This is a genomic window from Acinetobacter sp. ANC_7634 (genome assembly GCF_056779875.1).
In genome coordinates this window covers 228,677-250,354 of the sequence record NZ_JBWYIT010000002.1, presented here as the reverse complement: position 1 = coordinate 250,354, position 21,678 = coordinate 228,677, and the positions used below count along the sequence as shown (strand labels likewise).

General features: G+C 38.8%; 23 protein-coding genes, 6 tRNA genes and 1 pseudogene. 5 read left to right on the top strand and 25 right to left on the bottom strand.

Translation table 11 applies throughout. The features are described 5' to 3' along the window. The 19 genes and pseudogenes from AC1M9A_RS05035 to AC1M9A_RS04945 form a co-directional block, all read right to left on the bottom strand. A pseudogene (locus AC1M9A_RS05035) lies at positions 1 to 80 on the bottom strand (hypothetical protein); the annotation flags it as partial. Between the two features lie 149 nt (positions 81 to 229). Next, a tRNA-Thr gene (locus AC1M9A_RS05030) sits at positions 230 to 304 on the bottom strand. A 14-nt stretch (positions 305 to 318) separates the two neighbouring features. Beyond that, a tRNA-Gly gene (locus AC1M9A_RS05025) sits at positions 319 to 394 on the bottom strand. A 34-nt stretch (positions 395 to 428) separates the two neighbouring features. Then, positions 429 to 512: transfer RNA gene (locus tag AC1M9A_RS05020), tRNA-Tyr, on the bottom strand. Between the two features lie 53 nt (positions 513 to 565). After that, a tRNA-Thr gene (locus AC1M9A_RS05015) sits at positions 566 to 641 on the bottom strand. 98 nt (positions 642 to 739) lie between these two features. Beyond that, positions 740 to 2,233: an anthranilate synthase component I gene (trpE, locus tag AC1M9A_RS05010; protein ID WP_481609768.1), complete on the bottom strand. Its 1,494-nt coding sequence runs from the start codon at positions 2,231 to 2,233 to the stop codon at positions 740 to 742. Positions 2,234 to 2,350: 117 nt separating this feature from the next. Then, positions 2,351 to 3,022: a phosphoglycolate phosphatase gene (locus AC1M9A_RS05005; protein ID WP_481609767.1), complete on the bottom strand. Its 672-nt coding sequence runs from the start codon at positions 3,020 to 3,022 to the stop codon at positions 2,351 to 2,353. 58 nt (positions 3,023 to 3,080) lie between these two features. Then, positions 3,081 to 3,755 carry an FHA domain-containing protein gene (locus AC1M9A_RS05000; protein WP_481609766.1) on the bottom strand — a complete coding sequence of 225 codons (675 nt, stop codon included), beginning with the start codon at positions 3,753 to 3,755 and terminating at the stop codon, positions 3,081 to 3,083. A gap of 69 nt (positions 3,756 to 3,824) precedes the next feature. Further along, the gene (gene gspD, locus AC1M9A_RS04995) at positions 3,825 to 6,212 is read right to left on the bottom strand and encodes a type II secretion system secretin GspD (protein ID WP_481609765.1); all 2,388 of its coding nucleotides are present in this window, start codon (positions 6,210 to 6,212) and stop codon (positions 3,825 to 3,827) included. A gap of 42 nt (positions 6,213 to 6,254) precedes the next feature. Beyond that, positions 6,255 to 7,091 carry a type II secretion system protein N gene (locus AC1M9A_RS04990; RefSeq protein WP_481595780.1) on the bottom strand — a complete coding sequence of 279 codons (837 nt, stop codon included), beginning with the start codon at positions 7,089 to 7,091 and terminating at the stop codon, positions 6,255 to 6,257. Then, positions 7,091 to 7,834 carry a type II secretion system protein N gene (gene gspN / locus AC1M9A_RS04985; protein WP_092766456.1) on the bottom strand — a complete coding sequence of 248 codons (744 nt, stop codon included), beginning with the start codon at positions 7,832 to 7,834 and terminating at the stop codon, positions 7,091 to 7,093. Before gspN ends, AC1M9A_RS04990 begins: the two co-directional genes overlap by 1 nt. A gap of 166 nt (positions 7,835 to 8,000) precedes the next feature. Next, entirely contained in the window at positions 8,001 to 8,324 is a 324-nt protein-coding gene (locus tag AC1M9A_RS04980; RefSeq protein ID WP_035267603.1) for an H-NS histone family protein, read from the bottom strand. A gap of 126 nt (positions 8,325 to 8,450) precedes the next feature. Next, complete coding sequence (locus AC1M9A_RS04975; protein WP_481609764.1) at positions 8,451 to 8,867, bottom strand: acyl-CoA thioesterase; 417 nt, start codon at positions 8,865 to 8,867, stop codon at positions 8,451 to 8,453. Positions 8,868 to 8,876: 9 nt separating this feature from the next. Next, on the bottom strand, positions 8,877 to 10,070 hold the full coding sequence (locus AC1M9A_RS04970; protein WP_481586828.1) for a heme biosynthesis protein HemY: 1,194 nt from the start codon (positions 10,068 to 10,070) through the stop codon (positions 8,877 to 8,879). A 2-nt stretch (positions 10,071 to 10,072) separates the two neighbouring features. Then, on the bottom strand, positions 10,073 to 10,912 hold the full coding sequence (locus tag AC1M9A_RS04965; RefSeq protein WP_481609763.1) for a hypothetical protein: 840 nt from the start codon (positions 10,910 to 10,912) through the stop codon (positions 10,073 to 10,075). Next, positions 10,909 to 11,691, bottom strand: a complete 783-nt coding sequence (locus AC1M9A_RS04960) for a uroporphyrinogen-III synthase (protein WP_481609762.1) — start codon at positions 11,689 to 11,691, stop codon at positions 10,909 to 10,911. The genes AC1M9A_RS04965 and AC1M9A_RS04960 overlap by 4 nt, the downstream gene beginning before the upstream one ends. Before the next feature lie 9 nt (positions 11,692 to 11,700). Further along, the gene (gene hemC, locus AC1M9A_RS04955; protein ID WP_481586959.1) at positions 11,701 to 12,621 is read right to left on the bottom strand and encodes a hydroxymethylbilane synthase; all 921 of its coding nucleotides are present in this window, start codon (positions 12,619 to 12,621) and stop codon (positions 11,701 to 11,703) included. Positions 12,622 to 12,716: 95 nt separating this feature from the next. Beyond that, positions 12,717 to 13,454 (bottom strand): LytR/AlgR family response regulator transcription factor, encoded by a 738-nt coding sequence (locus tag AC1M9A_RS04950; protein ID WP_481586831.1) that lies wholly within the window; start codon positions 13,452 to 13,454, stop codon positions 12,717 to 12,719. A gap of 52 nt (positions 13,455 to 13,506) precedes the next feature. Continuing rightward, the gene (locus tag AC1M9A_RS04945; protein WP_035267548.1) at positions 13,507 to 14,661 is read right to left on the bottom strand and encodes a sensor histidine kinase; all 1,155 of its coding nucleotides are present in this window, start codon (positions 14,659 to 14,661) and stop codon (positions 13,507 to 13,509) included. Between AC1M9A_RS04945 and argH the strand changes: the two genes are divergently transcribed. Both argH and AC1M9A_RS04935 read left to right on the top strand, forming a co-directional pair. Continuing rightward, positions 14,652 to 16,082 (top strand): argininosuccinate lyase, encoded by a 1,431-nt coding sequence (gene argH / locus AC1M9A_RS04940; RefSeq protein WP_481609761.1) that lies wholly within the window; start codon positions 14,652 to 14,654, stop codon positions 16,080 to 16,082. The genes AC1M9A_RS04945 and argH overlap by 10 nt on opposite strands. 28 nt (positions 16,083 to 16,110) lie before the next feature. Then, positions 16,111 to 16,380: an oxidative damage protection protein gene (locus AC1M9A_RS04935; RefSeq protein WP_035267550.1), complete on the top strand. Its 270-nt coding sequence runs from the start codon at positions 16,111 to 16,113 to the stop codon at positions 16,378 to 16,380. A gap of 217 nt (positions 16,381 to 16,597) precedes the next feature. Here the strand turns inward: AC1M9A_RS04935 and AC1M9A_RS04930 are convergent, their stop codons facing one another. Continuing rightward, the gene (locus AC1M9A_RS04930) at positions 16,598 to 17,065 is read right to left on the bottom strand and encodes a hypothetical protein (RefSeq protein ID WP_481592867.1); all 468 of its coding nucleotides are present in this window, start codon (positions 17,063 to 17,065) and stop codon (positions 16,598 to 16,600) included. Positions 17,066 to 17,335: 270 nt separating this feature from the next. Between AC1M9A_RS04930 and AC1M9A_RS04925 the strand changes: the two genes are divergently transcribed. Beyond that, the gene (locus AC1M9A_RS04925) at positions 17,336 to 17,758 is read left to right on the top strand and encodes a GNAT family acetyltransferase (RefSeq protein WP_179999046.1); all 423 of its coding nucleotides are present in this window, start codon (positions 17,336 to 17,338) and stop codon (positions 17,756 to 17,758) included. Between the two features lie 6 nt (positions 17,759 to 17,764). Here AC1M9A_RS04925 and AC1M9A_RS04920 read toward each other — a convergent pair whose 3' ends face one another. The 4 genes from AC1M9A_RS04920 to AC1M9A_RS04905 all read right to left on the bottom strand — a co-directional run bounded on the left by AC1M9A_RS04920 (position 17,765) and on the right by AC1M9A_RS04905 (position 19,511). Beyond that, positions 17,765 to 18,541 (bottom strand): class I SAM-dependent methyltransferase, encoded by a 777-nt coding sequence (locus AC1M9A_RS04920; protein WP_481609760.1) that lies wholly within the window; start codon positions 18,539 to 18,541, stop codon positions 17,765 to 17,767. A gap of 133 nt (positions 18,542 to 18,674) precedes the next feature. After that, positions 18,675 to 18,750, bottom strand: a tRNA-Phe gene (locus AC1M9A_RS04915). Positions 18,751 to 18,885: 135 nt separating this feature from the next. Beyond that, a tRNA-Phe gene (locus AC1M9A_RS04910) sits at positions 18,886 to 18,961 on the bottom strand. A 172-nt stretch (positions 18,962 to 19,133) separates the two neighbouring features. Beyond that, positions 19,134 to 19,511, bottom strand: a complete 378-nt coding sequence (locus AC1M9A_RS04905; protein ID WP_481588832.1) for a GNAT family N-acetyltransferase — start codon at positions 19,509 to 19,511, stop codon at positions 19,134 to 19,136. 93 nt (positions 19,512 to 19,604) lie between these two features. On the opposite strand from AC1M9A_RS04905, the gene hisB reads away from it, so the two are divergent. Then, positions 19,605 to 20,198 carry an imidazoleglycerol-phosphate dehydratase HisB gene (gene hisB / locus AC1M9A_RS04900; protein ID WP_035267557.1) on the top strand — a complete coding sequence of 198 codons (594 nt, stop codon included), beginning with the start codon at positions 19,605 to 19,607 and terminating at the stop codon, positions 20,196 to 20,198. Beyond that, positions 20,198 to 20,815 (top strand): imidazole glycerol phosphate synthase subunit HisH, encoded by a 618-nt coding sequence (gene hisH / locus AC1M9A_RS04895; RefSeq protein ID WP_035267559.1) that lies wholly within the window; start codon positions 20,198 to 20,200, stop codon positions 20,813 to 20,815. Before hisB ends, hisH begins: the two co-directional genes overlap by 1 nt. 50 nt (positions 20,816 to 20,865) lie before the next feature. Here the strand turns inward: hisH and AC1M9A_RS04890 are convergent, their stop codons facing one another. Then, a complete protein-coding gene (locus AC1M9A_RS04890) occupies positions 20,866 to 21,294 on the bottom strand; it encodes a helix-turn-helix domain-containing protein (protein ID WP_228133253.1) in 429 nt (142 codons plus the stop codon). Between the last annotated feature and the right edge of the window lie 384 nt (positions 21,295 to 21,678).

Sequence of the window (21,678 nt, the reverse complement as noted above, 5' to 3'; positions counted from 1 at the left end):
GTTGTTTTACCATGGTCAACGTGACCGATTGTGCCCACGTTAACGTGTGGCTTATTACGTTCAAACTTAGCCTTAGCCATGAGATCTTCCTCGTTTACGTCGAACACAATTCTAAGATTGTTCAGTATCGACCTGTCGCCAAAAAAATGACACTTTAAATACTTGAAAAGCAGACTAATAAGCCTGCTTTCTTTAAAACTTTGTAGAAATTTCTACTAAACTGTATATCTGGAGCTCTTATCGAGATTTGAACTCGAGACCTCTCCCTTACCAAGGGAGTGCTCTACCACTGAGCTATAAGAGCATTTAATACTTCGATGGAGCGGGAGACGAGGGTCGAACTCGCGACATGCAGCTTGGAAGGCTGCCGCTCTACCAACTGAGCTACTCCCGCATATTGGTAAGACACTAGATCGAAGTTTTAAAATTGGTGGTGAGAGAAGGATTCGAACCTTCGAAGCTTACGCGGCAGAGTTACAGTCTGCTCCCTTTGACCGCTCGGGAATCTCACCATTTACACTTACTTCAGTGTTGTTCTTTACTCGACTACTTAAACTCTCTAAGATGGTGCCGGCACACGGATTCGAACTGTGGACCTACTGATTACAAGTCAGTTGCTCTACCAACTGAGCTATGCCGGCGTTTCTTAGTGTTTCGTACGTTTCGTATCGGAACGGTGTGCAGTTTAGCAAAACTTGAAATCCGTGCAAGTGTTTTTTTCAAAAAAAACCCTAAAAACTCACAAAATCAATCCGTTTGATGATAATTCAACCGCTTTGATCACTGCGCGAGCTTTTATTTGGGTTTCATTCCACTCAGAATCAGGATTTGAGTCTGCAACAAGACCCGCACCAGCCTGTACATAAACCTTATTTTCGCGAATAACACAGGTTCTAATTGCGATAGACATGTCCATTTCACCATGCCAGCCTAAATAACCAACAGCACCGCCAAAAATTCCACGTTTTACTGGCTCAACTTCGTCAATAATTTCCATAGCACGAATTTTTGGTGCTCCAGAAAGTGTTCCTGCAGGGAATGTTGCTTTAAAAACATCCAAAGCATCTACGCCTTCCGCAACTTCCCCTTGCACATTAGAAACAATATGCATGACATGTGAATAACGTTCGATCACCATTTGATCAGTGACTTGCACTTTACCAATTTTTGATACACGCCCAATATCATTGCGACCCAAATCAATCAACATTAAGTGCTCTGCGATTTCTTTCTCATCGGAAAGTAAATCTTTTTCCAGCGCTAAATCTTCTTCTTTGGTTTTACCTCGTGGTCGTGTGCCCGCTAATGGGCGCACAGTCGCCACTCCATTTTCTAAACGCGATAAAATTTCAGGTGATGAGCCCACAATATAAAATGGCTTTTCATCACTAAGCGTCCTTCCTTGTACTAAAAACAGATATGGTGAAGGATTAAGATGACGTAATGCACGATATACTTGTAAAGGATCACCATCAAAGTCCGATACCATGCGATGACCAGGAACCACCTGCATCACATCACCCGCACGAATATACTCTTTAACAGTTTCAATCGATTCTAAGAATTTTTCTTTACCTGTTAATGATTCAAAATGAGGGGCCGTGTGAGGCTTTGCCTGCAAGCTCACCGGTGTGGCAAGTAATGATTCAATTTCATCCAGCTGGCTTTGTGCTTTATCAAAAGCATCCGCATCCTGTGTATCCGCATGTACGATAATAAATAGCGTGTCTTTTAAATTATCAAAAACTACAACTGTTTTAGACAACATGAGCCATAAATCTGGCAATCCAACAGGATCAGCATCAGGAACGTTATTTAAGCGCGGTTCAATATAGCGTACCGCGTCATAACCCAAATAGCCCACCAAGCCCCCTGTAAAGTTGGGCAAATCTGGGAGTTCTGCTTTTGATGGCACTTTGAACTGCGATTGAAAGTCACGGATATACTGGAAAGGATCTTGACACTCAAACGATTTGACTTGGCCATCAGCTTTCTGAATTGTTAACTGTCCTTCATTGCAAGAGAATACCGTTGACTCGCCCAGACCAATAATCGAGTAACGCGCCCAGTTTTCACCACCTTCTACAGACTCAAATAAATAGGCTTGTTGATGTTGTTTTAAACGTGCAAATACTGACAATGGAGTGTCAGTATCAGCTAAGCGTTGGCGATAAACTGGAATTAGGTTAAAACCTTGCGATTGAAGCTGTTGAAATTGAGTTGATGTTGTCATGAGGAATTCTCTGTAGTTTTCGATGCATATTGAATGTTCTATAAAGTCTGCGCTGAGAGACGCCATCGAAAAACATTAAAACTATTCATTCCTCTACCCTTCTTTATTTATTACAACTTACTTAGAAATCAACACAGTTAAATCATCAACTACTTGTTGCGGCTTACATAGCTGAATATCTTCGCCATGATTATAACCATAGCTTACGACAATACAATCAATACCCGCACGGCGCGCTGCCTCTACATCATTCGATGAGTCACCAATCATCAAGGTATTTGCCACATCAGTTCCAAAGGCCTCAACACAATGCAACAAAGGTTTAGGATCTGGTTTTCTCGCCTCAAAACGATCTCCACCCACCGTATCCACAAAATAGTGATCCATCTTTAATTCAGCCAATATTTTTCTAGCGGGTAATTCCGGCTTATTCGTGACACACACCATTTTTTTTTGATGAGCTCGACCCCACTCTAAAAATTCGATAATGCCGTGAAATGGACGCGTATCCACGCACGGTTCGGCATTATAAATTTCTAAAAAAGTATCTAATAATTGCTGATGCTCAGAAGGCTCTACACGCCCAGTCAGATGCATTAAAACACTCTGACAGAACAATGAAGTCCCTTTACCAATCCAATTTCGAACTTGAGTTTCTGTGACCAAAGGCAGTTCTAATACATTCAAACTCATATTCATGGCACGATATAGATCAAATGCCGAATCAACCAAGGTTCCATCCAGATCAAAAAGAATTAAGTCACGCTGTTCCAAATTCGCAATATTCATTATTTTAAACCTAACAAAAAAGGCATGCGAAAGCATGCCTTAAAAAATCACATGCAACTTAGTTGAAAATAAACCAGGCAACTAGTGCCACAATCACTAACACCAATAATGCCATTAAGCCAATATTGGCATTTTTTTGAGTTTCCAACTCTTTTTCCGTACAAGCTGCAGGAATATTTACCTCACACGCTTCATGCTTATTGACAGTTGTATTAACATCAACTCCTTCAGGAATTGGGGCTGGTTTAGGAACTCCTAAATTTTGAGGCATACCATCTCGAGTAAGCTGAACTGAGCTATCTCGCTCTTTCAGATCAGGCATACCCTGCTCAAGCATTTCAGCTGCTGCTGTCTTCTCTACTGCAACCTTTGAAGAAATTTCAGCTGTTGCGATTGCTTCGCTAGGCTGCTGAACATCTTGTAATGTTTGTGCAGATTGCGCAGGTGCTAAAACTGAAAATTTATGGCTAGCAAATTGCAGAATATCGCCATCTTTAACAATAGTTTCGCCTTCAGCAACTTTTGTATCGTTAATAAACGTGCCATTTGACGAACCTAAGTCTTGAACAGTGAGCACCTGCTCTTTTAGAAACAAAGCAGCATGACGACGTGATACATCTGCAGACTGAATCAAAATATCTGCATCTTGATGACGACCCACCAACATGTCTCGATCGATATCAACTTCTTTACCCGCAAATTCGCCAGTAATTGTTTGTAATTTCCAAGTCATAGTTTCGATCCATTATTCAAGTTTTGACATTTTAACATGGCTGTTTTCGAGATTCACATTGAACGCATGTTATCGAGATGGTCTCAATGTCGTGGTTGTGACCGTATTTTGTGTTCTTTGCACATCGTGTTTTGGCTCAATCGCGACAGGGGTTTCCACCACGACTTGGGCATTGTTTGTATTTGTTGTGGCAACTTGATTGTAAATCACAGGCTTTGGCAGCACTCGCGTTGATTTCACCACAGGATCCTGAGTCACGATGACATTTGGACGTTCAATCACACGCCCTACTGGCTTAGACTGTGCTGTCGGAGCAGTATAACGCTGTACCTGTGGCTCTACTGCTTGAGGCGTTGATGGCACTACGATAGGCTTAACGGGTTGAGGAGTACTTGATACAGGCAACCGCTGTTGGAAGATATCATCAACATTATCCGGTAGCTTCTTGAATGTTCCATCACCATCTAGCGCTAACTGCAAACTGTATAAACGGTCATAGCGTTGCTGTGACAATCTACGAATATCAGCCGTATCTCCTACGATTGTTGGATGAATAAAAACGAGTAGGTTTCGTTTCACATTATTCTTTGCATCTGCTCTAAACAGTCTACCCAAACCAGGAATCGAGCTTAAACCTGGGACGCCTTGACGCGTTAACTTAGTATCATCTGAAATCAGACCACCCAGTACAATTGTTTGACCATTTTCAGCCAAAATCGAGGTTTTTATGGCACGCTTAGTGGTCACCAAGTCTTTCGCCTCACCACTATCTGGCTTCACTGAGGATACTTCTTGCTCTACAGCAAGTCGAACTGTTCCACCTTCACCAATTTGCGGAATGACCTTTAATGTAACACCAACATCTTTACGCTCAATTGAAGTATAAGGGTTTGCTGTTCCACCTGTTGTTGTCACAGATCCTGTCTGGAATGGGACATTCTCACCCACAACGATATAAGCTTCCTCGTTATCCATGGTGACAATCGATGGTGTAGACAATAAGTTCGACTTAGTATTGGTCTTTAATGCCTGAATCAGTGCGCCATACAGTTTACGCGATCCATTCGCACCTTCTTTATATTCACCTAAGGCCAATGAAGCACCAGCTCCAATCAAACCAGCACCCGTAGCTACATTACCAAGGAATCCAGAAGCCAATTGACTCAGCCCTACACCCGCTTTATCAAAATTGATTACACCAATACCGCTACTGATGTCACCTAGTGCCCACTGAACACCCAATTGATCTACGTCATTTCCTTCAACTTCAACAATAGCAGCCTCAATGAGAATTTGTTGACGACGCACGTCAAGTTGATGAATAGCAGATTCAATTTCACGCATGAGTTGAGGATCTGCTTTTACCACTAATGCATTTTGTGCACCATCAGCAATAATACTCACGCCATTACTATTAAAACTTGTAATATCTTGTTGATTTTGATTTGAACCACTATTCAAATTAATCGCTGGGGTATTCACACTCCCATTTGAAGACGTATTACTCGAGGTATTATTAATTAATGAGTTACTAGCACTTGAATTAGAGCTTGAACTATTTGAATTACTGGTACTATTCACCGCCTGACCAGATACTAAACCTTGTAAAATTTCAGCCAAATTTTTTGCGCTTGCATACTTAAGCTTAAATACTTTTAGACCGCCTAAGCGATCAGCTGAAGGCACATCAAGCATTTCGATCATTTGACGAATGCGTTTACGAGTACTTGGATCACCCTTGATCAAAATCCTATTAGTACGTGCATCTGCGACAATACGTACTCGAGAACCTGAAATGTCTTTGGCACCCCCCGTAGAAGACATTGAATCCAACAAAACTATCAGCTCTTCAGCTTGGCTAGACTGCAAGCTAATAGCCTCAATATCGTTTTGTCCCGTTCCATCTAAATTACGAATAATCGTTTCAAGCTGTGCAATATTATTCGCACGATCTGAGACTATAAGCGCATTTGTACCTTGTACCGCCGCCAAATGCGCAAATTGCGGCATGAGTGGTCTTAACGCGGGTATTAGATCATTGGGGTTAGTATTTTCCAGCCAAATGACACGAGTGACCACTTGATCACCTCGTGCGTTCCGAGAGGCATCAAAAGGCACACCTGAATTTTTTACATTATTGTCAGGGACTAAGCGGATAGTGTTACCCGCAGGTACAGCAACAACGCCATTAACGTTTAACACACCCAAGAACAAATCATAGACTTCAGCTTTGTTTAAAGCCTTATTTGAAATGACCGTCACATTACCCCGAACCCGCGGATCAACTGCGAAGTTTTTTCCCGTGATATCTGCCACTTCATTAATAAATGCAGTTAAATCTGCATCACGCAGGTTAATTTTCCAAGTTTGCGCTTGCGCAGCGGTACTTGCGACAGCCAATACTGGTGCTACTGCGACCATCGCCCAAAGTGACCGATTTCGATTTAAAAAATCCATAACTTGTTATATTTCCTAATACTTTATGCAAATTTACACATTTTAAAATTCTTGTTGGAAGGTCATCACTTGATCACCTCGTTTTACTTCAATGCGAACTTTACCTTCTCGTTTAGCCTGTTCTAGCAGTTGTGCATCGCTTTGTCCTTGACCGACTGACTGCCCATTCAAGGATAAAACGCGATCACCAGGTCTTAATCCCAGTTTGCTTCTCAAAAATGCAGGCGTTCGATCCGTGACTTCATAACCTTGACCACTGTCAGTGTTGACACCCATATTACTTAAGTATTGTTCACGATTTTCTTGAATTTGATTGATTGCCTGACCAATGGCATTTTGAGTGGTCGTTTGACCAGAATTCGGTGTTACGTTAGCAGAATTTTGCTGTGCATCAGGTATCAGTGGCTGATTAAGATTCTCTATTCCAGTAAATCTCAACTCAGTCGTCGCACCACTCGGCTGTTTCAATACCACATGATCCCAATATACTTCTGAAAGCTGATAAGAACTTCCTTCCAAAGTTTGTCCAATGGTATAACGATCAGCAACCTCTCGCACTTTAATCACGGCTGAAGATTGACTACTTGGCGTCGAAACCACAACCCCTTGCAACGTAAGCGCTAAATTAGCATCAGCACCACTCACTTGCGCACCTGTTTCTTGAAACAAAGAGAAACTCGATATATTCGGAACAGGAGGTTGCTGCGAACCTAATGCGACTCGCTCAACTTGCATGACTTGCGGTGGTGCAACCACCAACCAAAATAATGAAGCGAGCTTCCACATTAAGATTAAAATCAGAATAAATAAAGTAAGCGGAGCAATTCGATCTAAATCTTTAAATGAAATTTGTGAAAACTTATCTTGGAATCCCTTCATTAGAAGCCTCCACTCAGCAGTGGCTGTCTCGTACTGACAACAAAGGTATCCAAACCAGCTTTACCATCATATGAAGGCACATTCATTAATAATCTTTGGGTCACCTGTGCATCCAACATTAATGCAGGATCTAAACTAAGGTTGGCCATTTTTTGCCCGCGCTGATCTTGTACATCAATGAGCAGTTTTCCAGCTTCGTCTGAAAATTGCCCTTTTAAAGATGGCATATTCATTCGTTCTTGTTTCTGGGCAAAGGTATAAGTTAGCGTACCACCACCCCATTGCATCTCTCCGGCGGTTTTTGCAAAACCATCGTTTTGTTTGAATTGAAATGCTACATCCTTCAACTGAATACTATTCTGAGGCCATTGCCAATCCACAAATGTTTTGAGTGTTTCAGGGGCAATATTTCCATTCATATTTTTGATAATTATTTTTTTTCCAAGCCCATAACCCACCACACCGTTGAGTTGCGTCTGACCACTATGTATTTCTAAGTTGGCACCAGCTCTTAATAAAATCAGATCGAGAGGACGTGTTTGCCAGATGACAGAACCTGCAAGATTTCCTTTTTGCCAATCTGCTTGACCTTGCCAGATATTGCCACTGACATTTTTTAAAATTTGATTATTTTTATAAAATTTAGCAATGAGCCACGATGCTGGAACTTGTAAAAAAACAAATAATAAAAAAGCGAAGATAGCGACGCTTAACCACACCATTTTTTTTGATTTTTTTATCATTCCATGTATACCAACATCTAAGTCTAATTAACCGCAAAATGTTTGAAAATTTTCTATCTTGGTATTATGCATAAATTTTACACTTCTCCAATTCACTTATAAAAAAACCAAGCAGATTTGCTTGGTTTTTTTAATATTAGTGTCATTACATGACAAATCAGTGAAATTAGATAAGGAAATCTTCTAATTTGGCACCTTTTTCAAGCTCTGCAACCAACCAACGTGGCTTCTTTCCACGCCCTGTCCAAGTCTCCGCAGTATTATTTTTATTACGATAACGAGGCTCTACAGATTTACGCGTGCTTTTCTTACGCTTTTGTGCACCATATTCAATGAATTGCTCTAAAGACATACCCACTGATTCAGCAATTTGAGTAATCTGATGATAAGCATCTTCAATTTCCTGATCTTTCTTAGACTCGATCAAAGCTTGGGCTTCAGCAGTTAACTTTCTTAACTCTTCAACAGATAAATTACTAATATCAGGCATAACATTTACTCCAAAAAATTCAATATCATTATTAGATTTATAAAGCGCCATCTTATTGTTATAAATTATTTTAATCAATCCATCATGTTATTTAATATACATAAATAAAACAAATAATTTAACACATTAATTAACCGAGTCTATTTCTATTATTTTTTCTCTAATATGCTCTGGAATCAAAACCTTTTGCATTGTATTTTTATCCACACAAACTATAACGGCCTCAGCAATTGCCACAATTTCATCCTGTTGCTCACTCCAAACTGTATATTCCATCCTGAAGGCAGAGTTACGCAATTCAACCACTTTAGTTCCAATGCGTAAATAATCAGGATAAAACACTGGTTTAAGATATTTACAACTATTTGAAGCCACAACAGTATTAATATTTAACGCTAAGATTTCTAATTGATTTAAATACTCTATTCGAGCAGTTTCAATATAGCGATAATAAATCACATTATTGACATGTCCAAAAGCATCCATATCACCCCAAGCGACTTTTTGATGGGTAATGACTTTGTACTCATTCATTTGTTTCATTCATCATTCTCATAACTTAAATTGAATAAATTTATTATGGGTCTCAAAGACACTGTTCAATTGCTGAGTTAATACAGCATCGCCTTTTAATACAGATTTAATTCTTAAATAGTTCATTAAAGGGTGATCAGGATATAATTGCAATAATGCCTCAGCATCCTGTTCACGATGAGTCGCAGTATAAATATGCCATTTAGAAAAACTCAAAATCGGTAATCCAGGATATTTCATTTCAAAATGATCAATCTGGTTTTCAAGCATTTCATAATCAGGATTTTGTTTTAACAATTGTTGTTGAAACCATAAATAAAAAATATCCTGATCGAACCGTTCTTCTAATAAAGACAAAGAAAGTTGAGTTTCATCAAAAGCCATCTCAGGAATGCGAGAAATAAGTTTTAACCATAACGATTTAATACCATATGAAGACGACACAATTTGATCACTCATTTGAGCATACCGAATTTGAATAAGCTCTAAATCTGTATTTGAAACGTTGTCAAAATCATTGAGTAGCTTTAAAAGCCATTTCTTTTTATGTTCCAAATCTAAATGACCATATTGCGTGGCTTTTAAATAATGCCATGGATATTGAATCGCAAATCTACCCCATAGATGATTCAACTTATGCTGATAAGCATCTTCAAGATCTTTTAACCAAGGTGACAGCATATGACCATGTAAAAACTCTAAATGGGTTAAAGCCTGATCTGGAAGCTCTTGAGCTAAATAAATTTCAATACGCTGGAGTTCAGCCAATTCAAAAGCATCTGCAGGACTTTGTTGTAAAACTCTCAACGCATCATCAATACGATCTTGCTTCAACCAAATACGAGATTGAATAACTTCTTTGAGTAATCCTGAGTTCTCAAACACAGGTTGTAAATATTCTCGCTGTTTTGTGTTGGCCTCCAAAACCCACAAAACACCTAATTTTTCATACGTATGTAACCTTGAAAAGTCTGTCACTTGTTGAATTTTACGCTGCTCTCTTGATCTCATCTTTCCAACCCAAAACCATAAAAGATGAAGAGATAAAGCAACGAATAGAAGAAAAAATGAAACAAACCAGAGGTTCGTTTGAATCTGAATACCGTGCCAAAGCATGTAAATATAACCTGGCCCTTCTTGATAACTCAGCACACTTAACACGGCTAATATCATTAAACCAACTAATGCATAAACTATAAAAATATGTTTCATGATTAGCCCTCTAAAATTGCTTTACTGTTCAATTTAGGGACAGGTAAAAGTTGTGCTAGTTTGAGATGTTTCGCTTTATTTTTTATTTTGATTGCCGCAGCATCAGGCAGTTGATCCAGTTCATCGATAATTGAGGTCAGTGCATTTTGATAATCAATGTAATGTCCTTGTTGTAGTGCTCTTTGAGCAAATAACACTCTCAATTGAACTTCTTTTAAAACTAATCTTCGATTAAGTAATACCGGCATCTGTTCATCAACGCGTTCAACTTTGAATACACGCTCAAACCATGAGGATTGCGAAGAGTTATCACTCGTGAGTTGCTGTACTTGTTGTTCATTTTTCAAATTTGCATCAATATTTTCAAGCAAGTCACCTAACTGAGCAATTTGAATATTTTTTGCCACAACATATTGTTGAATCATTTTTTGATCATGCTCAACAGCTCGATGCATTGAAACCTGCAATGTATCTGCCAAAGCCAAGCGCTCAACCAGTTGATCCAGTTGATTGAGTTGCTCAAGTGCATATACAAACTCATGTTGATCTAAGGCAAATTGAATTAGCTCTAATTTTTGACTTAAGAGTTTGATTGGATTGATTTCAGATTGAATTTCTTGTTGATTATTGTTTTGCTGAGGTGGATTGGATTGAGACGAAACCTGCTGATTTGAGCGCTGAATTGCTACCAACTGATCATTCAAACTTGCCACTAATTGCTCTGATTTATGTTGAGTTTGTTGTAGCAACTCAACTTTTTCTTGTAATGAAAAATGATCATAGCTGAGTTTAATCAACCAAATGATTAAGCCTAAAATGAATAGATATAAAATTTTCTTCATGAGTGCCTATGTTCACTTTCAAGCTGCGACAAAATCGTATCTGGCATTAAGTCCGCAATTTGAGTGATTTGAAATTTAGTATTTGAGGTCTGTTGATACATACACACGATCTGATATAAACGATCCGCTAAAACCAAGTAATGACCGTGTTGCATAAATACAGGATAATTTTTGCATAAACTCAGCCAATTTTTCCAACTGGCTTCACTACTAATCAATACAGCATAAGGTTGTGGATTTGCAGTGAATGCTTCAAGTAGATGTTTAAATTTATCTTGAGCATCACTTGGGCAGTAGCGGGAGTATAAAACAAAATTAAGTACTTCAATTTTAGCAGTACGACACTGCTGCATCATGAACTGACGGCCACCTTCTCCCCGCCAAAACGCAATACGTTTGAGATCAGCATTTTGTGTTAAAACCGGAAGACTTAACATTCCTTCAGATGTTTCAACATCTGGAACTAAACTTTTAACACCATATCGACTTAGAGCTTCAGCTGTTTTCCGGCCAACTGCAATCCATTTGATATGATTTAAATCGGTCAATCTAAGTCCCGATTTTTCGAGAAACTGCATGCCAACTTCAACGGCTGTTGGACTGACGACCACAATCACTTGTGCTGAAATTAATTGCTGAAAGAGCTGATCAAGTTCATCACTCCAATGAACAGCAGCCAACTCTAGTACAGATAACTCGATAGGCTCATATCCTGCACGTACCAGTGCCTCATTGAGAGGCTTAGCACGATCTGCAGGTCGAGTATTGATAAACTTCATTTCATTTTTTTATTTATACAGTGCTTTTAATAAATCAGCAGCACCTTGGTCAATCAAAGCTTTTGCTAGTGAAACACCCAACGTTTCAGCTTGTTCAACTGGACCTTCTACTTTAGCAACCAATAATGTTTGACCATCCACACTGCCTACGCGCCCCTCTAATTGAATCTGTTGATCATTTAAAGTCGCATATCCCGCAATTGGTACCTGACACCCGCCTTCCAAATAAGCATTAAATGCCCGTTCTGCACGAACACACGCATCAGTTTCTGCATGTAATAAAGGTCGAATCAACTCTAATACGCGTGCATCGTCACCTCGACACTCAAGACCTAATGCACCTTGGCCAACTGCGGGTAAACTCGTCTGTGCATCCAGCGTGTGTCGAATACGCTCTGCTAAACCTAAACGTTTTAAGCCTGCACTTGCCAGAATGATGGCATCGTAAAGCCCATCATCAAGCTTAGATAGTCGTGTGCCTACATTTCCACGTAAATCTATAATCTCAAGATCTGGACGGGCTTTTAAAATTTGACATTTACGACGCAAACTTGAGGTTCCTACTTTGGCACCAAGGGGCAAATCTTCAAACTTGCTATAATTATTCGAAACAAAAGCATCTAAAGGATCTTCTCGCTCGCAAATCACGGCAAGACTTAATCCTTCTGGGAGCGCCATCGGCACATCTTTCATGGAATGGACAGCCAGATCTGCACGACCATCAAGTAATGCAGCCTCAAGCTCTTTAACAAATAAACCTTTTCCACCAATCTTGGCTAAAGGAGTGTCTAAAATTTTATCACCTTGGGTCACAAACGTCACCAACTCAACTTTTAGGCCAGCATGTAGGGTCTCAAGTCGCTCACGAATATGCTCCGCTTGCCATAAAGCCAATGGACTTTGACGAGTTGCAATTTTTAAGGTTTTGATCATTTTAATGCTGCCAAACTTTAGACATCCTAAACTTACCCTGCTGTCCCAAAATTGCAAGTAAATTGTTCGGCAATCACTATAATTTTAGGCAACTAAATATTTTGAATTCTTTCTCTAAGCAAAGGTAAGTGACGGCGACTGACCGCCAATTTCTCTTCAAGTTCACGACAACGAACTTGATACTGGCCTGAAGCAACCAACTCCAATCCATCCAAATAATCCAATGCAATCAGCGCATTTCGATGAATTCGTATAAATTTATTTGAAAACTCACGCTCTAGATCTTTTAAAGTCTCATCAATCAACACACTGCCGTTTTTGTGTCGTACTGTTACGTATTTCTGATCAGCTAGAAAATAGTAAACATTTTCGATAGGAATGAGTTCAAGACCACGATACGTTTTCGCAGCGATTTGCTGACGTTGATGTTTTTCTTCCATATTTTCTTTTTGCTCTATATTCGACATTTGAGCTTGAGTAAGTTTAGTTAAATTATTGAGTGTATTTTCTAATTCTGATTTGATAATCGGTTTTAATAAATAGCCTTTCGCTTGTGCCTGAATCGCAGTCAAAGCATGCTCATCATAGGCCGTGCAAAAAACAATAGCGGGCATTGGGTTTAGCTGTGAAAGATGCTGAGCACATGTCAAACCATCCATTTCAGGCATTTGGATGTCAAGTAAAATTACATCAGGCTCATATTGTTGCACTAAGGTCAAAGCTTCTTTTCCATGGTGCGCAGTTGCAACAACTTGATGCCCCAATTGAGTGACCAAGCGAGATAAGCGCTCAACCGCGAGTGGCTCATCATCACAAATTAGGATGTCCATTGTTCCTCCTTGCTCAAGTTAACGTTACTTATTTTAATGTATTAACTTGATTTTATTTATATTGGTACTGGACTACAGTCGTGTAAATTCCATTACCTGCATGACTCCTAAACTGTACCGTATACCCATAGTGTGCTTTCAAACGCTGTTTCACGTTTTCTATCGCAATACCATTCCCCTCCCTATTGGCCATTTTATCGGCTATATAAGGGTTAGTAATGACTATAGTGACTTGATTTTGTAATATTTCAACCAATATGACAATCTTTGCATCAATTAACTTTTTCTCCACCCCATGAAAGATACTATTCTCAATTAAAGGCTGTAAAGTTAAAAAAGGAATACTTGCTTGGCCCAACTGCTCTGGTTGCAAGATATTCCATTCCACATTTAATCTCGAACCCAACCTTAGCTTTTCAACCGCCAAATAATGTTCACACAATTGGATTTCTTCTTTTAATGTGACAATTTTCAGCTCTTGAAAGCTTGCTCTAAACAACCTTGAAAGATCGATGAGCATTTGCTCTGCTTTATCTGGATCACTCCCAATCAGACTCACCACACTATTTAAACTATTAAAAAGAAAGTGTGGATGTATTCTTGCTTGCATGGCTTGAATTCGAGCATTCAATTCACCTTGTTGCTGCTTTAACCACTCACCCCGAACATAGATATATCGTAAACAAAAAGTGATCAACAATACGCCATAGCTCATGTGTAAAATCACATGATCAAATAAAAGTAACCATGAAAATTTTTGTAAAGAAAAGTTACTTCCCCAAAAAAACAGAAAATTCAAACTACAAGTAGTGAAGAGGATGATGAGTTCTAATAGTACAAATGTATAAATCGCAGACTGCAAAGTGGTTAGTTTTTGCCAAAACTCCCTAAATAAATCAATTACGGCAATAAAGACCAATACCACCCAATTGATATAAAGCACATACTTGATCACTTGTGATGTCTGTAAATTTGACCAAGACTGTGACTCTGCTAGGCACAGCAATAACGCCAAAAAAATACTGGCAATAAATAACTCTGCAAAATATTGCCATTGCCCAATACGTACAAAGAAATTCGCATCAATAAATTCTTGTTTATCTTTTGAAGAATTATCCATAGGCAAGACTTCGGCATCTTGATTTGAATTTGTTATACTGGATGCAAAATTACTGCTTTTTCTTTTACTGAGCCGACATGACCACATCTTCTAATTCCTCTAATCCGTCACAAGCCCAAACTTCAGGTATGTGGGGCGGTCGTTTTTCCGAAGCAACTGATGCCTTTGTCGCTGAATTTACAGCATCTGTCCAATTTGACCAACGCTTTTATAAACAAGATATTGCAGGTTCAATCGCACATGCAACGATGTTGGCAAAAGTCGGTGTACTCACTGAACAAGAGCGTGATGACATCATCGCAGGCTTAACCGCAATTAAAGCGGACATTGAAGCTGGCAACTTCGAATGGCGTATTGATTTAGAAGATGTTCACATGAACATTGAATCTCGATTAACACAACGTATTGGGATTACAGGGAAGAAATTACATACAGGTCGTAGCCGTAATGACCAAGTAGCAACGGATATTCGTTTGTATGTACGTGATGAAATTGATGCCATCCTAGAGTTATTACACAAACTGCAAAAAGGCATTCTAGGTTTGGCTGCTAAAAATACAAATACAATTATGCCTGGCTTTACCCATCTTCAAACTGCACAACCTGTGACGTTTGGACATCATTTAATGGCATGGTTTGAAATGCTGGTACGTGACTCAGAACGCCTGATTGACTGCCGTAAACGCGTGAATCGCATGCCTTTAGGTTCTGCTGCGCTTGCAGGTACCACTTATCCAATCGATCGTGCTTATACAGCAGAACTTTTAGGATTTGAAGCAGTTGCAGAAAACTCATTAGATGCTGTATCTGATCGTGATTTTGGTATTGAGTTTAATGCTGCGGCATCACTCATCATGATGCACTTATCTCGCATGTCTGAAGAATTAATTCTTTGGACATCTGCACAATTCAAGTTTGTGAATATTCCTGACCGCTTCTGCACAGGCTCTTCGATTATGCCTCAGAAGAAAAATCCTGATGTACCTGAACTTGTTCGTGGTAAAACAGGCCGTGTATATGGCGACTTAATGAGTCTACTTACCCTCATGAAAGGTCAACCTTTGGCATATAACAAAGACAACCAAGAAGATAAAGAACCACTATTTGATGCTATCGATACAGTTCGAGGCTCTTTGATGGCTTTCGCAGACATGATTCCTGCACTTGTTCCAAATATTCCTGAAATGCGCGAAGCTGCGCTGCGTGGTTTCTCAACAGCAACCGACCTTGCTGATTACTTAGTGAAAAATGGTGTTGCATTCCGCGATGCACATGAAATCGTCGGTAAAGCAGTTGCGCTTGGCGTACAAGAAGGTAAGGATTTATCAGAACTTACGCTTGAACAACTTCAACAATTCTCTGATTTAATTCAAGCTGACGTCTTTGAAAAAGCATTAACTTTAGAAGCTTCTGTCAATGCACGTAACCACATCGGTGGAACAGCACCAGCTCAAGTTGAAGCAGCAATTGAGCGTGCTCATGCGCGTTTACAAGCTCTTTATGCTTAATTTCTGATTATATTTTTGGAGTATTGATATGTCTCGCCAAGTATTTTGCCGTAAGTATCAAAAAGAAATGGAAGGTTTGGATTTTGCACCATTCCCTGGTCCCAAAGGTCAGGAACTATTTGATAGTGTTTCTAAGCAAGCATGGGGCGAATGGTTGAAGCATCAAACTACTTTAATCAATGAAAAACGTTTAAATGTCTTTGAAGCTGATGCAAAGAAATTTCTTGAAGAACAACGTGAAAAGTTCTTCAACAATGATGAAACTTTAGAAAAAGCTGAAGGCCTAAAGCCTGAGTAAAAAAGAAAGCACTGCTTTTCTTTTTTACGTAAGATAAGAACGAAGTCCGCGTAGGCTTTAATCTAAAAAGAATCCCCATCTTTGGGGATTCTTTTTTATGCGTTACTTTAAAAATTAGGCAAGAAAAACACAGAAGGTGTGCACAGGCTTTAATCCCAAAAGAATCTCCGTAATAGAGGTTCTTTTTTTATGGGACATCAAATAAATATCAATGGAGTCAAAATTTAGCTGACGAGAGAAGTGCTTGTGGTGGATTTAAAATATGACCTAATTGGTAAACTCCATCCATATTTAACTGCATCTCCATTCGGTCAACACGAATTGGGCCAAATTTAATGTAAATCTGCCGATTTTGAAGATCAAACCGCTGCTCCAAAACCTGTCCATTGAATTGTAAAGAGTTCATAGATGTTAAGTCCATAAGCGCTTTAAAAGGTTGCTCTTCATCCTTTGTATAATGAATCCTTTTTCTATCACTCACGAAATTTTCTAAATGGTTTAAATCCTGAGATTTAAAAGATGTAATTTCACGAATTTGAGATTCCTCAATACCTAAAGCATTGACCAAACTTAACTGATCATCTGACAGTAATTTAAAATGCCCATTGTTAGGATGTTCCGCCCAACTCAAACTCGAAAGACCCCAAGCACAGATTCCCCACAAAACTTGCTTAAATTGCCTCATTCCCCATCGCTCTCACTGAACGTAATAAAAGCCATCTTTAAAAACATTTCAGCCAAACACAACTACCATTTATCTTAAATATCATTTACTTAACAAGAATTTTTAGACTCACCTCACAGACAAATCTTTTTTATTGATATTTATCTTCCTATCTTAAAAAGACTGCATAAATGTAAAGCAGAAAATAGATACATAAGATGATTATGAGTTATCAATTTCATCAGAGTAGGCTAATCTCTGTATTAAAATTAACCACCATTTGAGCGCATCATGTTTATCATTCGTCCTTATATTGAGACTGACTTAGAAGACATCATTCAACTCTGGGAAAGATGTGATCTAACACGACCATGGAATAATCCAGAAATTGATATTTTTAGGAAAGCTGCACAAAAAGATGACTTATTCTTAGTAGCTGTGAAAGATCAGTTCATTATCGCCACATTAATGGGTGGTTACGACGGTCATCGGGGGTGGATCAATTACCTCGCGGTACATCCCAATCACCAACGGAATGGTGTTGCTACAGCGTTGATTCAACATTTGGAAAAAAGATTGATTGCACTTGGTTGTCCAGAAGTTCAGCTTTTAGTGCAAAAAGAATTTATTGATATTCAAAATTTTTATGAACAATTGGGATATGACGAAAAAGAAGTTGTATGCCTTGCTAAAAGACTCATTCACGACCATTAAGAAATTTTATAAAACAGGAGCATTTATCAATTTACCGATCCGTAAAAATATTGGGAATCGAATATTAAATTTATGACTGGTATCATCATTCAAAGTTAAGGCATATTGGCTCATCTGATTTAATATTTGTGTCGCCTGATTATCGGCTTGCGTATTTTCTTTAAAGTATTTCTTTAAAGCTGACCATGTATTTAAATAATCAATCAATTGATCAATCCGCCATTTACAATGCATGTGCTGCTCACAGGTCGGGATTTCTTCAAAAGGAAATGGAATCCTTTGGTATTTCAGATCAATATAGTGACGCTCACTCTCCCAATATGTTTTCAATACTTGGTGATATAGCTTTTCAATACAGCTTTGAAGCTCCTCATTCTCCACTTCAATAAGCCCATATCCAATCACTGCAAAGACACCCTGGGGCTTCAGTGTTCGATAGACTTCTTGAAAAAATAACTCGAAGTCAAACCAATGAATGGCTTGGGCAACTGTAATCAGGTCAAAACATTGTGCTTTAAAATTGCTATGTTCAGCATTTTCAATTCGGTAGATTACATTATCTATTGCTGGGGCTTGCTGAAGCTGTGCTGCGCTTATATCCGTTGCAATGACTTGATTAAAATGCGGAGCTAATATCCGAGTGAATTGTCCTGAACCAGCCCCGCAGTCCCAAGCCATTTCATAGTTCTGAACATATTTTAAGATTTCGTCAATCACACTTTGTGGATAACTTGGACGGGCTTGTTGATAAAGCTCACTTTGATCAGAAAATAGGTCTTTCATTTTTTTATTTTGGATTTGATCGAGAAATCAACCTTAGCACATCAAAGAAAATGGATGATGTATGTCTTCAATTCATTTTGTATTATTTTATAAGCAAAAAAAATCCTCAACATTGTTGAGGATTTTTCGAATATGGTGGCGAGACCCAGGATCGAACTGGGGACACACGGATTTTCAATCCGTTGCTCTACCAACTGAGCTATCACGCCGATGGGGTGTATTAAGCCGTAACTGAGCTCAATAGTCAATAAAAATCATGCATTTTTTATTTGTTCGAGTAAATTTTACCCAAAAAAAATCTCTGATGGGATCAGAGATTGAAAATACAAATTCTTAAAAGAATATGGTGGCGAGACCCAGGATCGAACTGGGGACACACGGATTTTCAATCCGTTGCTCTACCAACTGAGCTATCACGCCGATGTCGCGTATTAAACAGTTTCATCTCGATATAGTCAAGCAAGTTTTTGGGATATTTAAACAACTGGATGTTTTTAAAACAACATTTAGGTTATTCGATGTAAATACATACAAATCCAATAAAAAAAGCCAGTATTGACTAACTTTTAATATTTAAAATCGAACAATAGTTTTAAATTTTTTCCAAACTACTTAAACAACGATGTATTGCACCACATCCAGGCTCAAAATGATTAACGCCTTTCTCTTCTTCCATTCGACATGCTTCACTCACTAAGCGCTCTGCGACACCACGTCCACGGTTAGCCGGATGAACTACGATATTTTCAAGCGTTCGACTTTCACCTTGTCCAGTTGACCAAATGGCCCCAATGATCTTTGTATTAAATTCTGCCGTGTAAAGTAAGGTATACTGAGTTAAGTTTTGCTCAAGTTGTTCAATGGCATCTTGTCCGTCACTAAATTCTGGACTGGTGTCATATAAGCGCTCAAGCTGTTCACGAACTTCAACATTATCAAGCGAAGTTATTGCATGTACGGTTATAGGCATTGATTAACCCTCCTGAGCAATCTAATATGCTGTCACTTTCGTGACATCGAAAATCTACATTCATCATTTTTAACGTTTTTGAGGAACGTGTCTATGACGCAACGTATCAGTGAAGTGGTAAGAAACACAAACGAAACCAAAATTCGTGTTCGCGTGAATCTTGATGGTACTGGTCAAGGCACCCTCAATACAGGTGTTCCATTTTTAGACCATATGATCGACCAAATCAAGCGTCATGGTTTATTTGATATCGATATTCATTGCGACGGCGATTTAGAAATTGATGATCACCATACAGTAGAAGACTGTGGTATTACCCTTGGTCAGGCATTTGCACAGGCTTTAGGTGACAAAAAAGGTTTACGTCGCTATGGTCACTTCTATGCACCACTTGATGAGTCCTTGAGTCGTGTCGTTGTTGACCTATCAGGCCGCCCTGGCTTATGGATGGACATTCCATTTACGCGCGCGCGCATTGGTACTTTTGATGTCGACCTATTCTCTGAGTTTTTCCAAGGCTTTGTGAATCACGCATTAATGACACTCCACATAGACAATTTGAAAGGTAAAAATAGCCATCACCAAATTGAAAGTGTATTTAAAGCATTTGCACGAGCACTTCGTATGGCTTGTGAAGTAGATCCACGTGCAGAAAATACTGTAGCTTCAACCAAAGGTACTTTGTAATGACCCGTATTGCCCTTCTTGATTATGGCATGGGAAATCTTCACTCAGCAGCAAAAGCACTTGAGCATGTTGGTGCAACCGTTGATGTGACCAATGATCCTAAGCTGATTGCTCAAGCAGATAAAATTGTGTTCCCAGGCGTTGGTGCAATGCGTGATTGCATGCAAGGTATGCACGAGGCTGGCATTGACGAGGTTGTACGCAATGCCGTTTTCAACAAGCCTGTCCTTGCGATTTGTGTCGGCATGCAAGCTCTGCTGCAACACTCTGAAGAAAATGGTGGTGCAGATGCATTAGGCATTTTTGATGGTGCTGTTAAACGCTTTCCAGATATTGAAGGTTTAAAAGTTCCCCATATGGGTTGGAATCAGGTACACCAAGCAGATCCAAGCCATCCAATGTGGAACAACATTGATCAAGATGCTCGTTTCTATTTCGTACATAGTTTCTATGTTGAACCGAAACAATCTGAGATCATTGCTGCGACATGTAACTACGGTTTGGAATTCTGCACCGCAATCCATAAAGATAATTTGTTTGCTACGCAGTTCCATCCAGAAAAAAGTCATACAGCTGGCTTACAGTTGTTGAAAAATTTTGTAGAGTGGAAAATTTAAAGCCATAATAAAGCTCACTGTTTTCAGTGAGCTTTTTTTCAGACTTTACTCTAAATATCTTTTACGACAAAGCCACCTTCAATTGGCTCAACAGTTACTTTAATTTCTGCTTTTAGATTCAGCGCAGCATAACGACTTTTAAGTTCTGAAATTAATTGTTCTGGCGTTGCATCTTTTAAAGCCAACTCATCCTTCAAAGGATACTGTTTAAAACTTTCTGATTTTTTACCATCTTTAGCGTCTGAAACCCATCGTTCTGCAGCACTCAGTACTTTCGCTAATTCAACTAGATGTTGAGCATTGGCAGGAGTTGACTCTTGCACCCATTTCGACAGCGTTTCCTTAGAGACTCCCAATGCATTCACCACATCAGTCGGTTTAATGTTTTTCTCTTTGATCAATTTTCTAAGTTTTTTAGCACCTTCGCTAAATAAATCATCTTCTTGAACTGCCATCGCTTCTGTCCAAATCTTATTCACTGTCTGCAGTCTCAATTTAACATTAAGCCTATGCAGTTGAGTCTAATATTGCCAAACAAATCAGATGAAATTGAAATTATTTTCAATATAGATAATTCACAAATAAAAGTGTGATCTAATTTTTCTCATTACTCAGTTTGAATTAAAAAAGAAAAATAAATTGACCCAATGATTAATTGTTAACTTATGTAAAGACAATGAGCACCAATTTTAATCATTAAAAAAATACACAAAATTCACAAAATCAATCAACGAATCGAACAAGTTGGCATTTTAGGTATTTACACCATGCTACTCGATAATATTCATGCATTATAAGTGTACATTTATTCTATCAAGCACCAAATTAAACCACAATAAATAATTGATTTTGTTAACATTTTT

Coding starts and splice junctions, on each gene's coding strand:
- trpE (WP_481609768.1), bottom strand. CDS start 2,233: ATGACAACATCAACTCAATTTCAACAGCTTCAATCGCAAGGTTTTAAC.
- AC1M9A_RS05005 (WP_481609767.1), bottom strand. CDS start 3,022: ATGAATATTGCGAATTTGGAACAGCGTGACTTAATTCTTTTTGATCTG.
- AC1M9A_RS05000 (WP_481609766.1), bottom strand. CDS start 3,755: ATGACTTGGAAATTACAAACAATTACTGGCGAATTTGCGGGTAAAGAA.
- gspD (WP_481609765.1), bottom strand. CDS start 6,212: ATGGATTTTTTAAATCGAAATCGGTCACTTTGGGCGATGGTCGCAGTA.
- AC1M9A_RS04990 (WP_481595780.1), bottom strand. CDS start 7,091: ATGAAGGGATTCCAAGATAAGTTTTCACAAATTTCATTTAAAGATTTA.
- gspN (WP_092766456.1), bottom strand. CDS start 7,834: ATGATAAAAAAATCAAAAAAAATGGTGTGGTTAAGCGTCGCTATCTTC.
- AC1M9A_RS04980 (WP_035267603.1), bottom strand. CDS start 8,324: ATGCCTGATATTAGTAATTTATCTGTTGAAGAGTTAAGAAAGTTAACT.
- AC1M9A_RS04975 (WP_481609764.1), bottom strand. CDS start 8,867: ATGAAACAAATGAATGAGTACAAAGTCATTACCCATCAAAAAGTCGCT.
- AC1M9A_RS04970 (WP_481586828.1), bottom strand. CDS start 10,070: ATGAAACATATTTTTATAGTTTATGCATTAGTTGGTTTAATGATATTA.
- AC1M9A_RS04965 (WP_481609763.1), bottom strand. CDS start 10,912: ATGAAGAAAATTTTATATCTATTCATTTTAGGCTTAATCATTTGGTTG.
- AC1M9A_RS04960 (WP_481609762.1), bottom strand. CDS start 11,691: ATGAAGTTTATCAATACTCGACCTGCAGATCGTGCTAAGCCTCTCAAT.
- AC1M9A_RS04950 (WP_481586831.1), bottom strand. CDS start 13,454: ATGGACATCCTAATTTGTGATGATGAGCCACTCGCGGTTGAGCGCTTA.
- argH (WP_481609761.1), top strand. CDS start 14,652: ATGACCACATCTTCTAATTCCTCTAATCCGTCACAAGCCCAAACTTCA.
- AC1M9A_RS04945 (WP_035267548.1), bottom strand. CDS start 14,661: ATGTGGTCATGTCGGCTCAGTAAAAGAAAAAGCAGTAATTTTGCATCC.
- AC1M9A_RS04935 (WP_035267550.1), top strand. CDS start 16,111: ATGTCTCGCCAAGTATTTTGCCGTAAGTATCAAAAAGAAATGGAAGGT.
- AC1M9A_RS04930 (WP_481592867.1), bottom strand. CDS start 17,065: ATGAGGCAATTTAAGCAAGTTTTGTGGGGAATCTGTGCTTGGGGTCTT.
- AC1M9A_RS04925 (WP_179999046.1), top strand. CDS start 17,336: ATGTTTATCATTCGTCCTTATATTGAGACTGACTTAGAAGACATCATT.
- AC1M9A_RS04920 (WP_481609760.1), bottom strand. CDS start 18,541: ATGAAAGACCTATTTTCTGATCAAAGTGAGCTTTATCAACAAGCCCGT.
- AC1M9A_RS04905 (WP_481588832.1), bottom strand. CDS start 19,511: ATGCCTATAACCGTACATGCAATAACTTCGCTTGATAATGTTGAAGTT.
- hisB (WP_035267557.1), top strand. CDS start 19,605: ATGACGCAACGTATCAGTGAAGTGGTAAGAAACACAAACGAAACCAAA.
- hisH (WP_035267559.1), top strand. CDS start 20,198: ATGACCCGTATTGCCCTTCTTGATTATGGCATGGGAAATCTTCACTCA.